The organism is Fulvivirga ligni, assembly GCF_021389935.1.
GTDB lineage: Bacteria > Bacteroidota > Bacteroidia > Cytophagales > Cyclobacteriaceae > Fulvivirga > Fulvivirga ligni.
In genome coordinates this window covers 5,263,162-5,281,749 of sequence record NZ_CP089979.1, presented here as the reverse complement: position 1 = coordinate 5,281,749, position 18,588 = coordinate 5,263,162, and the positions used below count along the sequence as shown (strand labels likewise).

Sequence of the window (18,588 nt, the reverse complement as noted above, 5' to 3'; positions counted from 1 at the left end):
AAACTATCAATAGTAACCTTTCGTAACTAAGCTTATGTTTGTTGAAAATTATATAGAAGAATATGAGTTTAGAATCATTATTTCAGCCGTTTAGTTATAAGGGGCTGACTTTAGAAAATAGATTTGTGATGGCACCTATGACCCGCACCCGTTCACCGAAAGGAATACCTACTGCTGAGGTGGCTGATTATTATGCCAGGAGAGCGGCCTCTGAGGTAGGCCTTATCCTTACGGAAGGAACTGTAATCGACAGGCCATCTTCCAAAAACCACCCGGATATCCCTAATTTCTATGGAGATGCCTTGCCTGCCTGGGAAAAGGTGGTGAAAGACGTGCATGCTAACCATGGTAAGATAGCACCTCAGATCTGGCATGTGGGTAACACCTCTTATCCTGGCGTGACCATGCCGGACCCTATGGAAGGGCCAGAGACCATGAGCGAGGCTGACGTGGCTGATGCTATTCAGAAATTTGCTGAGTCCGCTGCCGCCGCTAAACAACTGGGCTTCGACTGCCTGGAGATTCATGGTGCCCATGGTTATATTATAGATCAATTTTTCTGGGAACAGACCAACCAACGGACGGATCAGTATGGAGGTAAAACCATTAGCGAGAGAAACAAGTTTGCTGTGGAGGTGATCAAGGCCATGCGCAAAGCGGTAGGGGATGACTTTGTAATTATACTCAGGCTCTCTCAATGGAAGCAGCAAGATTACAAGGCGCGTATAGCACCTACGCCGGAAAAACTAGAGCAGTGGCTACAACCGCTGGCTGACGCAGGGGTAGATATCTTCCATTGCTCGCAAAGAAGATTTTGGGAGCCGGAGTTTGAAGGTTCTGACCTTAACTTTGCCGGCTGGGCTAAAAAAATCACCGGCCAGCCCACCATTACCGTGGGCAGTGTAGGCCTGAGTGGTGATTTTCTGGGCAGCTTTGCGGGAAAAGGAGCGGAGAAAAACAATAATCTGGACGAGCTTACCCGCAGACTGGAAAGAGGAGACTTTGATCTGGTGGCAGTAGGCCGTGCGGTACTTCAAGATTATGAATGGGTAAAAAAGGTAAAGCAAGGCAAGCTGGAAGAGCTACAAGAATTCTCACCAAATAGCCTCGCCACTTACTATTAATTTTGATAGTTTGAAGGTAGAGCCCTCAGATTTCTAAGGGCTTTTTTTGTGTTTTTTCGGATGATAAGAAGTGTTGGAGGTTTGTTAGATTAGGGTAAATGTTGTCACATCCAATTCTGAAAGGATTACTTCTGGGACATAGCTCAACCAAGACCACGGAGATATATACACATATAGCTAACACCTCTATGAAATTAATCAGAAATCCTTTAGATTGATCACCATAATAAAAATAAGGGAATGTATTGTTTCCCTTATACGGATGTTAGCATCAATTAGAATCGGATGAAAAGAAAATTAGGATTAACAGTAATTGCAGCATTTTTTTTGACGTGTATAATGGCACAAGATGGTTCGAATATCAGATATTACGAGCCGACTAATCTTGATAGTTCGTTAATTGGAAAATATTGTCACGTTGATTTTGGGGAAGAATCATTTGGTGGAAGAGCTATTGATACGATTGAAATCAATGTGAAAGGTCAAAAGATGAAATTCTATGAACATAGGAAAGATAATGGATTTAATAATTGGTTTAATGAGCAATATTTGATTCGAGTTGAGGGCAAAAATCAAACATCAACTCGACTTCAAAACTCGCGAATTGACAGCTTAACAACTGACAAAATATATCTAACTAGTGTCCTAAGCTATTATGCAAACGAATCACCAATTGATACAATAACTGTTTTTCAACATTGGTATGACCGAAAGAACATTTCGAAAGTGCTGGTAAAAAAATAAAAGATGCTAACACTGTATATAGCAGATAGGGCGTTCGATGGTTTACGAAAGTTCAATGCTATTTAATAAAACCGCCAAATCGTTGATTTGGCTTTTAAGAATGAATAAATTAAAAACAAAATACAACGTTTTGGCCCCGCAGTCGCTCGGCTCTGCCGCGTGACGACTATTTCTGAGGCCTCTGCCAGTTAGGTACAGATGCACTAGAATAACTATGGTAGAACCAGGTTAAGTAAGGCTTTCCTATACCTGTTTAGTATACCTGTTTAGTATTTAGACTTAGGACATTTCGTGCTTTATCCGCCAGAGGCCTTAATTATATTGATCACTCGGCTGGAGCCGAGCGATTCTGCAGACCTCAATGATATATACACATATAGCTACCACATCTATGAAATTAATCAGAAATCCTTTAAATTGATCACCATAATAAAAATAAGGGAATGTTTTGTTTCCTTTATACGGATGTTAGATGCCATACATGAACTCACAATTTTGGTTTCCCTTTTTACTTGTTATTCTTTCTTCTTGTTCGGTAAAGTGGGCGGACAAGCAAGCTGATTATGGTTACAGTTTTGAAACCAAAAACGATTATTCTACGGCTATGAACGTCTATAACAAGGCAATTCGCAAGAATAAGAAATCTGCTGAACTATTTTGGAGAAGAGGAAATCTTTACGCACGAAATCAGAATTACCAACAATCTATTAATGACCTAACAAGATCAATTGAGATTGATTCAACTTTTAATGGTGGATATGCATATTGGGATCGTGCAATTTCAAAAGAAAGATTGGAGGATTACGAAGGAGCTTTACTCGATTTTGACAAGGCAGTTGAACAAAGTCCAGAAAAAACTAACTTTCTTTATTTCCGGGGTTCTCTGAGATACAGGTTAAACGACATTGAAGGGAGTTTGTCAGACTTAAACAAGGCAATTGAACTTTGGGACAGATACACTCATGCGAAACTACTAAGAGCTTATATCTACACCAAAAAAGGACTATACAACAACGCCCTTGAAGATTATGACAGCATATCATTTACGCCTAACCAGATCAAAAACCAGTCATATGATGAAGACATTTACTATCGTGGAATTTGCAGATTCGAATCTGGCAACATCGAAGGAGCGTGTGAAGACTGGAACTCCATTTCTTTAAACTACGAACTGGCTTTGAAGAAACTAGAACTGAACTGTAAATAACGGCAACCCACAGTCACTCGGCTCTGCCGCGTGACGACAATTTCTGAGGCCTCTGCCAGTTAGATGCAGATGCACTAGAATAGCTATGCTAGAACCAGATTAAGTGAGGCTTTTCTCTACCTGTTCAGTATTTAGACTTAGGACATTTCGGGCTTTATCCGCCAGAGGCCCTAATTATATTGATCACTCGGCTGGAGCCGAGCGATTGTGCAGACCACAGAGATATATACACATATAGCTAACACCTCTATGAAATTAATCAGAAATCCTTTAGATTGATCCCCATAATAAAAATAAGGGAATGTTTTGCTTACCTTATACGGATGTGAGAGGTAATACTGCGCAATGAGAACCATTATCTGCACACTCTTAAGTTTCATTTGCTTTGGAGCCTATGCTCAGTATTCTATTCCATTGGAAAATGGGCGAACATTAACATTTATCAACGCTGAACCTGACAACTTCGACCATGAAATTAACGGAGATACTGTCATCATTCAACAACTCTTTTTTGACGGACTTGACGGGTACGGGATCAAGTTTTCCGAACAACCCACGAGTATCAAAGTTAGCTACGAGATTGACTTCTTTCAATACACAATTGACGACAACCCAGCAGGACCTCTCGAACTAACTTACTGGACTGAACCGTCTCTTTTCAACGGATCAATTCTGCCAGATCATTATGGCAACCACTTGTATACTAGGAGAACTTTCAAGTTTCTCGGTTTCAATTCACAGTCCGAGCTGGCCAACTACTTTCTGACGAACTATCCGAAAATCAAAGAATTATCACTTCTAACTCAAGCCAACTTCTTTAAAGGATTACTGGAAGACGAGCGATTTGAGGAGTGCTGTCCTGAATACATCCAGCAAGGAAAAGAATTTTTAGGTAAAGAGCCTGGCGATTTCAACTCTCTGGGAGATCTCGCTCTTGAACTAGGTTACAGAACTACTTTACTGGAACTTACATACGGAACGGGCAAAAAATACGTCAAAATCAAGAGGTAATAGCTCTGACAAGTGCTAGCACGAATGCGCCAAACTGCCACTTTTCTGGCTTCAGTGCGAACCTCACCATGAATCAGCCGCTGGGGAATGGCGGTGCTTTCTACTTTGCGCATCTCGCAGGAGTTTTCATCTTTCTGAGAGCAGTGCATTCTGATACTTTGTGAGCACTGGCAGATTCATTAGTTTTATCGGAACTTGCCGAGCTCGGGGCGCACTCCTGCTAGCTTAGCGTTGGGCACAATACGATAAAACGCAATCATCATTTGAAAAATATTATCAAAATAATTTGTTTAGGGCTTTTGACATCGTTTTATGGATGCTTACCAGGAATGGGAGAATGGGACATAACTCTTTACGAACAGAAAATTGAAGGAACTTCAAAAGCTATCTATAAATACGATGCTTGGGGAGGACGAGATTCTCACGTTGCAGGCTATGCGATTTTAGACACAACCGAAACTTTTACTATTCAAAGAATATCAAAACTTCCGATTACACAACTCAACGGAATTCCGAGTAAAAATTTGATAAAAACTATTGGAACTGGAAGTTCAAAAGAAACTTCTGACTTTTTTCCAACGACAACGGAAAAAACAAAATCTGAAGGAATAAATATTGAAATCAAAAAATATAAAAGCAATAGTTTACGAAGAAAAAGCCAAGGACTTTGGAGATACGATTTTACAAAATTTGAGGAAACTCGAGATAGTCTTTTTTTTTATGATTTAAATGACAATATCAGCAAAGATAAATCTCATATTGACAGTTTGAGAATTAGAAAAGGAAACATAATAATCAGACAGAAAGAAAATAAGGAAATTATACAAATCGTTATTGAACATTTGATTTTGTCAAATGACGGAAAAGACAGTATAAAATCAAATAGAACCTATTTTTTAAAACCAAAAACCGAAACGAAGTCTGACCAATTTTCAGATTATGGGATATTTAAAGAAAAAAGTACTGTGCCTAACAATGTATAACCGCAATTACGGCGGATTCGACTGCGTCCGAATCCACTCGGAATTGCTAACGTCAGTGCTTAACCGAAAATTATTAACTTTAAATCCGTAACTGACGGTTATACAAGACCGTTACCTACAATACTCCCAAGAGATGAAGTTCCAGTTCTTCCATGGCACGTCTAGTATTTTCTTGAACTCAATTCTAGAGAATGGATTGGGCGGAATAAACCCCACATATGATCACGGTTACTTGGAAACCCTAAAAAGGCTATTTGAAATAGCCGAAAGACATTTAATAGAACAACAAGAATTCAGAATCATTTACGATACGACTAAGGCGATGGCAATGCAAGCCAAATTGAAGGTTCAAATAAACGGGAGAGATGAACTTTTCAACTTCAGACATGATGGAATCTACGTCGCACTTAGCTTAGAAAGAGCTGTTTGTTATGCTTCCACAAACAAATACGGAAGTGAGATTCTAACAACATCAATTAAGCTCATGGACATGCTGACTAACAACCAAATAGATTATTCGAACATTGGCTATTCAATTGACGATTTCGAAAATCTTAAACTCAGCAGTCCCAAACCAATCATCCTCAAAATATTGGAACTTGATGAGAATGACCTTGACAAAGAAGATGGTAAAACAGCTAAAGAAGCACTGGACTTTTTACGTAGTGTCCTTCCTTCTCTATCTGAAAAGGAGAAGTTTGAATTTTTCCAGTATTGCAACTTTAAAATCCTTAAACCAATACCAGCGGAACAGCTAATTGCATACGAACTGGATTTTGAGGGGCGATTCGGAAACGAAGGTTTCGAATACACAATGACAAAACTGTAGGTAACAATATGTATAAGGCATGTGCATGCGTGCTTTCTATAGACTACATCAGGACTTGACCGTTAGTCTGCCACCGAGAAAGTTCTGTGATGTTTGGAATCTTCAGTTCGCGGGATTTTTTCACTTCAGAACGCACTGCTTTCTATAAACTTTGGAAGCACCGGCTGACTTCACTATATTGGTGCCGTCCACAAAGTGAGAACACACGCCTCATACATGGGCGTTATCCTCAATCTCCCTCTATGAAAGTACTCCTTTTAACTCTGACTATTCTGCCAACTATTCTCTTGGGACAGGAACTTACGGAAGTACGAACGAACTTGTCAACGGAAGAATCACGAAACTCAATCATTTGGACAGAATTCTCGGATGAATACGATCAAGTGCTTTCGTTTTCTAGGAATTCCTATTGGAGCGAACAAAAGGTTTACATCATTTACGGACGAACCAATGGACAATGGGAACGGATTAAATTGACTCAAAAACACGATGGCAACAAAAACATCATCCGAACCAAGTCAAGGAAACTTTCATTTGGCGAAGGTAAGTTTCAGGAACTCCTAACATTCTTCGATTCTCGCGACTTTTGGAATTTTGAACTTGACTCTCTGAACCTTCATGAAGAAGTAAGAGAAGATGGATCTGGAACACTCTGGACAAAAACAGATGGAACAACCGACTCATTTGAAGTTATTAGCAACGGTCAACATCGAATAATTTCATCATACGAACCCGAATACTTTCAGGAACTGATTCCCGTGGAACAACGAAGAAAGTTCATCGAATGCAGAAACGAATTTTTGCGCATGAACAAAATGAAATGAGGATAACAAGTGCTAGCACGAATGCGCCAAACTGCCACTTTTCTGGCTTCAGTGCGAACCTCACCATGAATCAACCGCTGGGGAATGGCGGTGCTTTCTACTTTGCGCATCTCGCAGGAGTTTTCATCTTTCTGAGCGCAGTGCATTCTGATACTTTGTGAGCACCGGCATATTCATTAGTTTTATCGGAACGTGCTAAGTTCGGGCGCACTCCTGCTAGCTTGGTATTATGTGTAATATCTTTTGAATTAATGAAACAACTAGCACTGATAATTTTAATTGTCCTTACAATACCAGCTTTCGGACAAGATAAGGAACGGTTTGATGGAGAAAATGAACTTCGTGAATGCGAAGTGCAAGTAGACCTATACTATTCAACTAAACGTAACCCCGAATTAATGAAATCAGTTGAGCTTTATAAAGACAAGCAACTTGTTCTGTTAACGATTGATAAGAAGAAAGGCGCCACTTATACATATTACTATTTGGTTGGAGATACAACATCTCTAGGGCCAACGGCCTATCTTGTCGAACCTAAGTTTCTTGATGCAGATATTAAAGAACGTTTTTTCCTTTTCCTTGACTATAAACCTAAGAAGCACATCTTCTATGATGCCGAATGCTTCAGAAATAATCCAGTATCAGAGAAACTGGAATTGAAGACATTTGATAAAACTAATTTGAAGAGAAAATAGCTGCCCCACAGTCACTCGGCTCTGCCGCGTGACGACAATTTTTGAGGCCTCTGCCAGTTAGATGCAGATGCACTAGAATAGCTATGCTAGAACCAGATTAAGTAAGGCTTTTCTCTACCTGTTCAGTATTTAGACTTAGGACATTTCGTGCTTTATCCGCCAGAGGCCTTAATTATATTGATCACTTGGCTCGAGCCGAGCGATTGTGCAGACAACAGAGATATATACACATATGGCTACCACCTCTATGAAATCAATCAGAAATCCTTTAGATTGATCACCATAATAAAAATAAGGGAATGTTTTGTTTCCCTAATACGGATGTTGTAGCATATTAAAACAAACCAGCAGCAAAGAATGAATATTGGTTTAGACTATATGAGAAGAAAAATGTCCAATAGGAATCAACTTTATAAAGATTTGAAACCAAAGGACAGGATAGTTAAAATCATAACAGCTCATATTGTTCCTGAATTAGGAGATTACGGATTCAGGTTTGTTAAATCTAGAATGCAGCTAGAAAGAAACTTAGGCGATTTCAAACAAATAATTTGGTTCAGAACCAATATGAAGAACTACAGAGATGAAGTAGTTGAATTTGCAATCCACTTGAGAGTTGATAATAACTTATTTCCAACAATCAGAGATTCCTATCAATACATATCGACCTTCTCTTATCACAATGGGAAACAGGAGTCTACATTTATTGCGGAGAGTGCTGAATATATCGATGAATGGGAAAATCATTTAATGAATTATTGGTATTCGTTACACCTTGATGATAATCAGCAAATTGTAGATTCAATAATTCAAAACATTAAAAAAGCAACTAAAACTTACTTAGATGCTAACTCAGATTTCGAAAAGTCTTTAGAATATAGATTCAATACGTTCAAAGAATTAAATTATTTCGGACTACTTTGGATTCCTGATATTTTGATTCTATCCAATCATTTGGGCAAAACCGAAATAACCACTGACGTATTACAATCCTTTGAGAGTTGGAGAAAAACAGAAGATGGAATATCGTCAATAACAGAAGGTGCTGAAATCATTAATACAATTGAGAAAATAAAAAACATGCTACAACACGGCATATAGCTTATGGCGGGTGAAAGGCTGCCAGCAAGGCTTTTGCTTCGTAGTCAGCTTTGGTTTCAGCGGAAAGGAAAGTGCTGCGAAACCGCCACAAGCCATATGCAAACATTGTAGGCCATTACAAATGAAGATTCAATTTCCTATCATAGTTATAGCGGCAGTTCTTGCCTGTAGCGACAAGCAATCGTCAGTTGCTGAACTCACCGATCAGAGAATAAAACGCTTGATAAACCAGTTCTCGCAGCCCGACTGGCCAATGGTCTATACGGCTAAGGATACACTTGAATCATTGGAGCATCGATCGCTCCCGTATTTGTTTGACATGTTGACCAACGATAACACGTTTGTCAAGCTTAGTAATACAGCAGACCTGATATATCCTGGTGCCACTGAATTTTATGGGCATGGGTGGGTCATCGACTATGACTTAGATTGGTTACAAATCAGGGCAGGGTGGGCAATTGAGGATATTACTTTCCAAAACTTCGGCTTTAGGGAATACAAAATAACTGAAGAAATCTTGTTCGAAATAGAAAAGGACACCGCTCTATATACAAAGTACTTAGAGACTGGAACGTACGACCTTAAAGTAAGTCCAGACGCAAAACGTAAGATAAAGGAAACAACGGCAAAGGCGTTACAATGGTGGAAAGAGAATAGACTCTCATGGACAAGATTAGAAGGAATTCAGGGAGCAATAGGGAGCCACGATACCAGAAGGGTGATGGATGCTTTACAATACCTACGTTTTGGGGATCATTGTATAACTGGGCTGGATCGAGGATACTTTGTAGAGAAGATTGAACCTATAATAGTCGAACTAACAGAATCAAATAATATTGACATAAGGGAAGATGCCCGACTAATACTTGAGGATGTTCATGCTGATAACACCGAGGATGAGGATGGGGTCAAATACTTCTCCGAACTAAGTGATAAATGCTGGCAAGAGAATATCCTACAACAAAGCATATAAATCATGTAGGCAGAATTCGATGAATAATTATTAATTTGGTCTACCGGCACGCTTTATATGCAGGCGTTGGCAGCAAGATGTACAAATTGATCACTATAATATTTTCGCTCGTTATATTGGGATGCAGTGACAGTCCAAATGATGACAAACCGAACACTGAAGTAAGGTCTGAACCGAACAAAAGTGATGAGATCAGCGATTGGAATTTTAAAGAATACTTATCAAAACAGATAAGCTATCCTCTAGAGACTCTCAAGCTAAAACGAATATCTCAATTAAATTCCGAAACACTACGGGTTTGGAGATTTCCAGGCGGGGGAGCTGCATTTGAACAGCTTTTAGAATATAACAAGCAGGATTCAGAATTGAACTTTCACTCATATGTATTGGAGGATTTTAAGGATATAGGTGAACTGAAGGATCTTAACTATACAAAAGTAATAAAGGACAATTTACTTATTGATAATTTAAAATCGATTGTTTCCAAATTCGACTTATTGAAAACTCAAGATAGCGAGCAATACTGTGAGGGAGTTTTGGGCTGCGCTGATGTATATCTTGTGGAATATACAAATGGGGAACAAACGAATAAATTTATCATCAACCACAACATTGAAGAATGTGATGTTCTAAAAGCTGAAGGATTAAAAAAAATCTTCGTGATAATGCAGCGAGTAATGGATGCTGCTTACAATGGCTAGCAGCCATGTGCCCCACAGCTTTCTGTGAGTTTTATTATAACTCGCTCCGCTCACCTACCCTCTCTGCAAAGTCATCGCTTTTTGATTCTTCCGGCAGGTCTTGCGGACGATGTGTGCAGCGCAGTTCTTCTAAATTGTGTTGTGCGGGTTGGGTAGGTTCGCTATTTTAGTACTTTTAGGCTCGGTTCAGGCACACATCTGTTGGCCGGGCGTTACATGACATATAAAAGAAAAACTGTAATTGAAAAAGACATTTGCAATACTAATATTATCACTCATAATGTTTTCATTCCTCAAAAAACAAACTGATGACATCCCGTCAATCTGGAATCGTGTTGAAAATTGGTTAGCTAAAAACGCATCTCACTTAACATCTGAACTGAATGCTTCTGCGTCAGAAAATGATATAGCCAAACTTGAAAAAACGATTGGCATAAAGCTCCCGAAAGAGTATATCGAATTTTTAAAGATTCATAACGGACAAAATCGTGATAGTGAAGGTTTAATTGATACTGAAGAACTCTTATCAACGGAACGTATAATTGAAGAGTGGTCTGTATGGAAAGAATTATTGGACAAAGGTGATTTCAAGGATAGTCAATCCGAGCCTGATAAAGGAATAAAATCAGATTGGTGGAACTCAAAATGGATTCCAATTTCATATGATGGAAGTGGAAATCATTATTGCATTGATATAGACCCTGACAAGAGTGGAACAAGTGGCCAAATAATCCGAATGTGGCATGATTCGGCAGAAAGAGAATTAATTGCTAATTCATTTAAAGAATGGATATCCAATTATGTATATGATTTGGAAAAAGGTAAATATGTTTACTCAGATGATTGGGGTGGAATCATAAACAAAAACGATTTATAAAAAAGAAACGCCATGTAACAAGGTGTATAGTGCATATCCTTCTGGATACGCACTATACACAGAACGTTAGCATCAATTGGGAATAGCTAATGAATAAATGTACTCTCATAATCGTTTTAGGCTTTGTCGTTTCTTGCACGAACAAACAAGCTGAAAAATTAGCAGTCCAAAGCGAACAGATTGAAAATTTCTCAAACATCAACTATCAGGATGCTCCCGAACAGTCGTATTTTTATGAAATAACTCAACTGCCTAATGGATTCAGCTTGGGAGATTTTAACGACCATAACTCTATCCTTTACCTGACTGAATCTGCCAACATATTTCCGTTTGACGATAATAACTTGAAATACTTCCTTACGAATCAGGAATTTGATACGGTTTTTGAAACTTACATTGATTCTTCATTTATCGAACCAGTAACTAGAAGAGTACAGTATTTCCCATATGAACGGCTTGTGACTGAAAATTATGTCCTTTTAATAATTAATAAACGAAGGAACGACTCAAATGGCAGAGACTACCAGTTTGACTTACGAACTTTCACATTTGATGGGAAATTGATTTCTAATCTGACATTAGCTCGGTGGGATGACGATGATGACATTTACTTCTCAGGTTGGTTAATGCCAGATATGACAATAAAGCGAACTTACAGCGATGAAAAAACCGAATACTTTATGATAGAGGATAGCGGACAAATAATGAAAAAAGATGCTAACAAAACCTATGAATGAATGAGATTTCGGTGGTCAGGATATTTTCGTGGGGATTGAAAAGTCCGCCACAAGTTTTAAATTTAAATCATGGCTTGGCTATGTGCGAGCAGAGAGGTTAGTGCTTTCTAATCCCCACTCATCATAGCTAGGCGTTACCAGCAATACCTTCATGGAGAAAGAAAGTGACAGCATATTTGGATTCTTTGCCAGCTTTGGCATGAACGACCCGAACAAAGAACTGGTTAAATCCATTTTATGGGGCAATGACGGAATCGACAATAAATTGAAAAATCTCAAATATTCCGATTACGGAACTGACTTTAAGCTTATACTATTTCAAATATATTCGAACCCAATCTCTTATCTACGTGATTTTCTGAAGCCCCTGGAAAATTATAGAAGAAAAGAAAAGTCCATAGGAATACCATTAATTCTGGATGATGACAACTTTTTCAACTTTGACGAACAACAGCAACGGCAATTCCTGAATCAATCTGTGTTAGACAAACTCAACTTGCTCGGTGAACGAGTCAAGAAAAGCAAGTTGGATCTTAATGTATCAACTCTCAGCAATGACGTAAAGGATAAACTAAAAAGCTGGAAACAGGCGATATAGCGACGGCCAAACTGCCTATCTGATACTTCAGCGCTATTTGACCGTGACCCTACCCATTTTGCCAGCTTTTGTGCTTCTAGCTATTTTTTTCTTTCAGGCTTTTGACTTTCTGAACGCAGTGCATTATGGATACTGTTGTGGGGGGTGGGCAGTTTCACTACCTTGGTAGATATTTGAAAGGGTATGGCCACTCGCCATATCTGATCGTCAGCACACACTACTGATTAATGACTAACATATTTCTAGAAAAATATCGTTCAAAATCAAGCAAGGAACTTGCACGAATTGCAGAAGATTCGAATGGAATCTATGTTGATGAAGCAAAACAAGCTGCCTCTGAATTGTTGAAAGACAGGGCCATCCGCCAGGACACCATTGACTCTTTCCAGAAAATAGAACGGAATCGTTTAGAATTTGTACAAGAAGAAAAAGCTAAGTTCAACCCCAAAACGCTAATTAGCAACCTTAGAAGTCTTCCTTTTAACACTACCGTTAAACGACCTCTTGCTGACGGCAAAGAACTACAAGTAAGGAGACTAAACAAACAATTTTTTCAAGCAAGAATTGAGACTTATAAAAGTCTATTAGCTCCCATAGTAATTTGTAAAATCAATAGCGACAATTCATATATTACCTTTTCGTTTTTATATGTAAAGGGCTTTTTAATGATTAGTCTAGGCGTTGCAGCTTTCATTTTTTTATTGACGGCTTTTGGATTCTGGAATTTACAGATGGAAATGATTCTATACGTCTTCCCTGTAACTCTTGGATTTCAGATTTTCCTTGCCCCTATAGCCTATTACAAGACATTAAAATCTCTTAAACATATTTGGGGCATCGAAAAATAGTGTGCTAACATCAACTAAACGTCATTGCTTTGCAAGCTCCCCTTTTTCGGTTTAAGGTTTGGCAAGTTTTGCTACCTTTACTCTCGGACGGACGATCACGCCTTTCAGGCGGACCGCCACGTCTGTTTAGTAAGAGCGTTGTAAGGCATTTGCTAAAAAAGATTCTCCTTCGTTTTATGGAAAAACGAGAGACAATGAATCTTTATAGAAAAAACCTATGACAAAGAATCTATTACTGACACTGTTGACAGTGATTTCTGTAACGGCTTCGGGACAAACATTCAAGACCGAAGATCCAAATCTAAAGGGATGGACTAAGGAGACAAAAATTGTTTATGCCGACTTCAAGGGTAAACCGACAGACCAACAAAAGAGATTGAATAAAGAAGCGGGACTTCAAGCTTCGGCACAAGTCGGACTAAAATCAATTCTTGACGTTCCAAAAAAGAAAAGGGACAGAGGACGACTTCTGGAGAAAGTTTATGTTGCTCCATTTTTCATTAAGACCGCCTCGGTGACAATGACCAAGGACGAAAAAGAACTCGATAAACAGCGACTCTATTTTGACATGGGTGAAGTACACGCGAGAATGATGAGAAGAGATGTTGAGCATATACAGGACTCAACAAAAGCATACGGGACAATGTGGATTTTGTATTCAAGTATTAAGGACTACTACTGTACTGAATTCGGAAAAATGTTCAATGACTACACCTATGAAGTATTTGTTGAGAAAAAGGAAGGCGCTTACGAAAAATGGAGGGAGTTTATTGACAAAGGATTCAGTGAATTGGAAAAGTATGCTACAAAAAAGGAGGACTGTCACCGACTTCTGACCGGACTACCAATTGACCCGGAATACGAGCAATCGAAGAAAGTATTAGACACTTTTATGAGGTGTGACCAATAAAGAGCGGGACATGCAAACGCCGCACAACACTGTGCATATTTCATTGCGGGGGGTAGTGCTGTGTTATAGTTTTTGTTTCTTAATTTAGTTCATGGACGTGGACCGTTACGTTGCAGGTTGTGCTTGTCATGGCCAATGGCCGTTTACCAAGCGCTCTAACCCCGCAACGCAATATGCATTCACGTTGTGAGTAATCTGAAAATCGAATTGATAAAGAAAATCACATTAATCGGAATTGCTTTTCTTTTGGTTAGTTGTTTGCCAATTGAAACAAAGAATGCGGAAAAAGCATATAAATATTGGTCTGGAAGTGAAGTCCCAAATGAAATTGAATTGATTAAAGGAGAATATTATCAATCACCTCATTTTTCACTCGAATATGAGTTATTCCTCAAATTTAAATCGGACGAAAAATGGTTTGCGGAATTTGTTGAATACAATAGACTTGAAATTGACACAATCGGAAACGACTGGAAAGGTTGGACTGAATTACCTGAATGGTTTAAATCAGACCGAGATTTTCTGATTTATTCAAAAGACCAATCGGACCAATTTGAACGCTCAAGATATTTGAGAAATCCTAAAACTGGAATTAATTATATCTACGAAACTGTTGGAATGTGAGAAATAAAAAACTACTCACAATAATGTATTACCGTAATCACGGCAGATTCGACTACGTCCGAATCCACTCGGAATTGCTAACGTCATTGCTAAACCAAAAAACATTAACTTTAATCCCTTAACTGACGGTTATACGAGACCGTTGGAAGCAATTTGAAAATGGAATTTCTACTTGGATTCATATTACCCTTGACGATCACAATCATTCCGATTATTGGCCTGATGACTTTTGGAATTAAAAGATTAAAACGAAGAAGGGGTCTTTCGATACTTGGAGTTGGAGGAATATCAATTGCAATAGGGTTAATAACCCCAATAATTGCAATGATAACATCAATAACCGTTCTTTCACATTTCGACAATAATCCTGACCAACCAAAGTGTTACACGTTTGTAACTGGGTTCATTGCCATTGGCATTTTCGTTGAATTCATAATTCTTCCGATCATTACAGCAGGCCTATTAATACTTGAAAAAAACTGCTGCCAACAAAGGCTAAGCAAACATGTTCGGTGAACTCTAAACATTCACGGTTTGAAAGCCGCACGTTTCTTAGCCAGAGTCGTTATAGGCAATTTAGGATAAGTAACAATTTAGGACTTTATTCGTCCAATAATAAAGGACACTTACATGAAAAACCTATTATTATTATTATTATTAAGCATTATTCTATTTAGTTTTAACTCTTTTGGACAAACATGGGACGAACTTATTTACCAAGGAAAAAAAGAAAGAGCTAACGGAAATTTTGAAAAAGCGGGGGAATTAATCGCCAAGGGAGCCCACTTAAAAGGAACCGACAACTTTGAACATTATTATTATGCGGCCATAATGTACGCAAATGCCAATGAACTAGACACCTCATTTAAATTGCTGGAAAAATGTATTGATGCTGGAATGTATGATTTAGCACGGTGGGAACGGAACAGTCGATTGAAAGTGCTTCATGAGGATGAAAGATGGAATGAGTTAAAAACTCAAATGAAAAAATCTGAACAAAAATATTCAGAGACCTTATCACATCCTGAATTAAGGAATGAACTGAAACAGATGTGGAAAAAAGACCAAGATTTGGTCGGACAATGGGATAAACAAAAAATAGTCGTTGACCAAAATACGGTGCGTTTGAATGAAATAATTGAATACTATGGATGGCCAAACCGCAGTATGATAGGAAAAGATGGCACTTGGATGGCTTGGTCTATAGCTCAACACTCTCATGACTTAAACTTTCAGAAAAAATGTTTAAAGTTATTAGAGAATACGCTTAATACCACTGAACCAGAACCTGTTCTATATGCTGAATTGAATGACCGTATTTGTAGAAATACTAATCAAAAACAAAAATTTGGACAGGCAATTATTGAAGAAAACGGTATTAAAAAATTCTATGCCATAGAGAAAGAATCTGAAGTTGATGAGAGAAGAAGGTCTATAGGTCTGGATAGTTTAAAAGTATATGCAAATGAGAATTACGTTGACTATTAAAAATAAAAACTGCCTATAACACCGGCTATAATTCAGCGTGGCTTAATGACCTATTAAAAACTAAAAGTAAATAACCAAGGCTGTTTTCTCTGCGGAATAGTCCTGCGGATGATTCCACTCCGAAATCAATAGTCAAGCCGTTTTGTGCAACCAAAAGAGACAATGAAAAGACAATGAAAAGACAATTTCTGATATTAATAATGTCAATCATTTTTTTTAGCTGTAGTGAGCAGAAAAAAGAAAAGGAGAAAATTGAAAAGCAAACTGCAAGTGTTGAAACTTCAAATGAGCGAATCGACACCCTAACTATTTCTAAAAGTCAAAATTTAAAAGACAAAAGCATTATTGAACGATTCTTCCCTGTAGAAAACAAAACTATAAAATTTGACACAATTCTGTCAGCGCTGAATCTTGAAATTTCCATTCAAAGTGCAACTCTCGACTCTTATGTGACTAACGAATTTGAAATTGAAGGAGTTATACATGTTGACAAATATAGAGACAGTGAAAAGCACTTAATTATAAAGAGATATAATGAAGTTGTTATTGATACTGTTTTTAAGAAAAATGATTTTACAGAACTGACAGGAGAAGACTTTTCAAAAATTGCTAATTTTCACGGTTATTGGTTTAACAAAATAGAGAATGACACTATTGAATTGTTCGGAGTGATAAGTAAGCCAGAGACCGATTGGTCTGTAGCGTTTTATCATTTTCTCAATTTGAAATCAATGACTTTTGAATTACGGGAACATATTGATGAAGAAATATAAAAAGGCATCACACAACAAAAACCTATTCGCAATGCCCTTCGGAACCCTGCGCATAGCCCAACCGTAGCACAACATTTAAAAACAATGAGTTTAAGAGCGAAAATATTTGAGAAATACGATGAATTCAGTTTGCTTGAAAACAAAACAGAAAAGGATATTTTACGCTCTGAAATCAAAACAATGCTAGCTGAATATTCTGAAATGGATTCTACTTGTTATCATTTGCTCGGACTTGTAGATTATCAATCTGATGACTGGAAAGAAAATATTGAAACCTCAATTGGAAATTTTAAAAAAGCAATTGAATTAGATAAAGATAATTTTTTAGCTCAATTATATTTAGCTCATTGTTATCACGACTTGAATCAATTGGAATTGGCTTTGGAAAATTATAAAAAAGTTGACCGCGAAAAGTTAAAGGAATTTCAAGTTTGGAGATACACAAAGCTGATTGAACAAATTGGATATTGCCAATATAAACTTGGGAATAAGCAGATTGGAGAGCAACACTTTGAGGAAGTTTTGGAATGGTATAAAAAACTATCAGAAATTGACCGAGTAGTTCCATCTGAATTGATTGAGTGTTTACCGAAAAATCATCGGATTGTAAAGGAAATTAAAAAAATAGAAACCTATTTAAAGTAAAAAAACGTTGTACAACAATGGCTATAGTTCATTGTTGCGGTATTGCTCACAGTTTATTTGGGCAACTTTACTATCTTTAGGTTTGGCGGAAAAGTCCTCCGGACATTCTCCGCAACGATATCATCTCAAGACCGTTAGCCACAACTCCAGAACCGGGAAAATGAACAGAATTGAAGTTGAAGTAGCCTCGAAAGGCTTGTATGTACTGAGGTATTTCCTGTCAATTGCAGTTTCCTTAACAACAGCTTTTTTTATTGCACCACCTCAAGAAAATAGCAAACTGATTTTTCTACTGGCAGCAGCTCCTGGCTACCTGATTTTCGAACAACTAACAAAAAAACTATATGTGGGAAAAATGATAATCGAGATGAACAAAGAAGGGCTTCAATTCATTTGGATAAAGCAATTCATTTTCCACAATAAGCAAAATATTTCTCTGCAATGGTCAGAGATTAGTGAACATTCTTATGATGGTAGCTCTCACCTCGATCAATTCGTATTAAAGCTAAAAAGTGGCAAGAAAATGAAGTTCTTCTTTCGGTTTATGGAAGAGGGGTTTATGGACTTTTACCACAACATGCAGGAATTAACAGGTGCAATCTCACAAGTTGATGATTCTGTTCATATTTCCAGAACTGTAGGATTTTTTGAAACTGAATTCGGGAAATGGTTGGTCTTTGGGTTTGGAGTTCTAATTCTAGGAACTTGTGGTTTTGCACTGAAGGTTAGAAACTGGAATGAAATCAACTGGTTCGGATTCGTAGTATTATTAATAATGGGCTTGGCAATGGTTATTCCTAAAATCAAACACATCGTAAGAAAATGTGGCTAACAAACGATGAGGGCGCTGGCCTTACTTAACATTTTGCTGAGAGTCTGCAAAACATACCGCCTAT

22 protein-coding genes are annotated in these 18,588 nt (G+C 37.9%); all 22 read left to right on the top strand.

Going from position 1 to position 18,588, the window contains the following annotated elements:
• Positions 1-62 precede the first annotated feature (62 nt).
• The 22 genes from LVD16_RS22285 to LVD16_RS22180 all read left to right on the top strand — a co-directional run bounded on the left by LVD16_RS22285 (position 63) and on the right by LVD16_RS22180 (position 18,524).
• Positions 63-1,124 carry an NADH:flavin oxidoreductase gene (locus tag LVD16_RS22285; protein ID WP_233770505.1) on the top strand — a complete coding sequence of 354 codons (1,062 nt, stop codon included), beginning with the start codon at positions 63-65 and terminating at the stop codon, positions 1,122-1,124.
• 285 nt (positions 1,125-1,409) lie between these two features.
• Positions 1,410-1,868 carry a hypothetical protein gene (locus LVD16_RS22280; protein ID WP_233770504.1) on the top strand — a complete coding sequence of 153 codons (459 nt, stop codon included), beginning with the start codon at positions 1,410-1,412 and terminating at the stop codon, positions 1,866-1,868.
• A gap of 481 nt (positions 1,869-2,349) precedes the next feature.
• A complete protein-coding gene (locus LVD16_RS22275) occupies positions 2,350-3,075 on the top strand; it encodes a tetratricopeptide repeat protein (protein ID WP_233770503.1) in 726 nt (241 codons plus the stop codon).
• A 345-nt stretch (positions 3,076-3,420) separates the two neighbouring features.
• Positions 3,421-4,086 (top strand): hypothetical protein, encoded by a 666-nt coding sequence (locus tag LVD16_RS22270; RefSeq protein WP_233770502.1) that lies wholly within the window; start codon positions 3,421-3,423, stop codon positions 4,084-4,086.
• 263 nt (positions 4,087-4,349) lie between these two features.
• Positions 4,350-5,069, top strand: a complete 720-nt coding sequence (locus LVD16_RS22265; RefSeq protein WP_233770501.1) for a hypothetical protein — start codon at positions 4,350-4,352, stop codon at positions 5,067-5,069.
• Between the two features lie 133 nt (positions 5,070-5,202).
• The gene (locus LVD16_RS22260) at positions 5,203-5,898 is read left to right on the top strand and encodes a hypothetical protein (RefSeq protein WP_233770500.1); all 696 of its coding nucleotides are present in this window, start codon (positions 5,203-5,205) and stop codon (positions 5,896-5,898) included.
• Between the two features lie 383 nt (positions 5,899-6,281).
• Positions 6,282-6,722 (top strand): hypothetical protein, encoded by a 441-nt coding sequence (locus tag LVD16_RS22255; RefSeq protein ID WP_233770499.1) that lies wholly within the window; start codon positions 6,282-6,284, stop codon positions 6,720-6,722.
• Positions 6,723-6,973: 251 nt separating this feature from the next.
• Entirely contained in the window at positions 6,974-7,417 is a 444-nt protein-coding gene (locus tag LVD16_RS22250) for a hypothetical protein (protein ID WP_233770498.1), read from the top strand.
• 357 nt (positions 7,418-7,774) lie between these two features.
• Positions 7,775-8,518: a hypothetical protein gene (locus tag LVD16_RS22245; RefSeq protein ID WP_233770497.1), complete on the top strand. Its 744-nt coding sequence runs from the start codon at positions 7,775-7,777 to the stop codon at positions 8,516-8,518.
• A 121-nt stretch (positions 8,519-8,639) separates the two neighbouring features.
• On the top strand, positions 8,640-9,491 hold the full coding sequence (locus LVD16_RS22240) for a hypothetical protein (RefSeq protein WP_233770496.1): 852 nt from the start codon (positions 8,640-8,642) through the stop codon (positions 9,489-9,491).
• A gap of 86 nt (positions 9,492-9,577) precedes the next feature.
• Positions 9,578-10,192: a hypothetical protein gene (locus LVD16_RS22235; protein WP_233770495.1), complete on the top strand. Its 615-nt coding sequence runs from the start codon at positions 9,578-9,580 to the stop codon at positions 10,190-10,192.
• A gap of 241 nt (positions 10,193-10,433) precedes the next feature.
• Positions 10,434-11,069 (top strand): SMI1/KNR4 family protein, encoded by a 636-nt coding sequence (locus LVD16_RS22230; RefSeq protein ID WP_233770494.1) that lies wholly within the window; start codon positions 10,434-10,436, stop codon positions 11,067-11,069.
• Positions 11,070-11,158: 89 nt separating this feature from the next.
• On the top strand, positions 11,159-11,806 hold the full coding sequence (locus LVD16_RS22225; RefSeq protein ID WP_233770493.1) for a hypothetical protein: 648 nt from the start codon (positions 11,159-11,161) through the stop codon (positions 11,804-11,806).
• Positions 11,807-11,957: 151 nt separating this feature from the next.
• A complete protein-coding gene (locus LVD16_RS22220) occupies positions 11,958-12,404 on the top strand; it encodes an Imm44 family immunity protein (RefSeq protein ID WP_233770492.1) in 447 nt (148 codons plus the stop codon).
• A gap of 227 nt (positions 12,405-12,631) precedes the next feature.
• Positions 12,632-13,252 (top strand): hypothetical protein, encoded by a 621-nt coding sequence (locus LVD16_RS22215; RefSeq protein ID WP_233770491.1) that lies wholly within the window; start codon positions 12,632-12,634, stop codon positions 13,250-13,252.
• Between the two features lie 217 nt (positions 13,253-13,469).
• Positions 13,470-14,162 (top strand): hypothetical protein, encoded by a 693-nt coding sequence (locus tag LVD16_RS22210; RefSeq protein ID WP_233770490.1) that lies wholly within the window; start codon positions 13,470-13,472, stop codon positions 14,160-14,162.
• A 207-nt stretch (positions 14,163-14,369) separates the two neighbouring features.
• Entirely contained in the window at positions 14,370-14,786 is a 417-nt protein-coding gene (locus LVD16_RS22205; protein ID WP_233770489.1) for a hypothetical protein, read from the top strand.
• A 159-nt stretch (positions 14,787-14,945) separates the two neighbouring features.
• Positions 14,946-15,302 carry a hypothetical protein gene (locus LVD16_RS22200; protein ID WP_233770488.1) on the top strand — a complete coding sequence of 119 codons (357 nt, stop codon included), beginning with the start codon at positions 14,946-14,948 and terminating at the stop codon, positions 15,300-15,302.
• Between the two features lie 114 nt (positions 15,303-15,416).
• Positions 15,417-16,274 carry a DUF6624 domain-containing protein gene (locus LVD16_RS22195; protein WP_233770487.1) on the top strand — a complete coding sequence of 286 codons (858 nt, stop codon included), beginning with the start codon at positions 15,417-15,419 and terminating at the stop codon, positions 16,272-16,274.
• Positions 16,275-16,474: 200 nt separating this feature from the next.
• On the top strand, positions 16,475-17,047 hold the full coding sequence (locus tag LVD16_RS22190; protein ID WP_233770486.1) for a DUF4738 domain-containing protein: 573 nt from the start codon (positions 16,475-16,477) through the stop codon (positions 17,045-17,047).
• 84 nt (positions 17,048-17,131) lie between these two features.
• Positions 17,132-17,692, top strand: coding sequence for a tetratricopeptide repeat protein (locus LVD16_RS22185; protein WP_233770485.1), 561 nt, complete (start codon positions 17,132-17,134; stop codon positions 17,690-17,692).
• 160 nt (positions 17,693-17,852) lie between these two features.
• Complete coding sequence (locus tag LVD16_RS22180) at positions 17,853-18,524, top strand: hypothetical protein (protein ID WP_233770484.1); 672 nt, start codon at positions 17,853-17,855, stop codon at positions 18,522-18,524.
• Positions 18,525-18,588 lie beyond the last annotated feature (64 nt).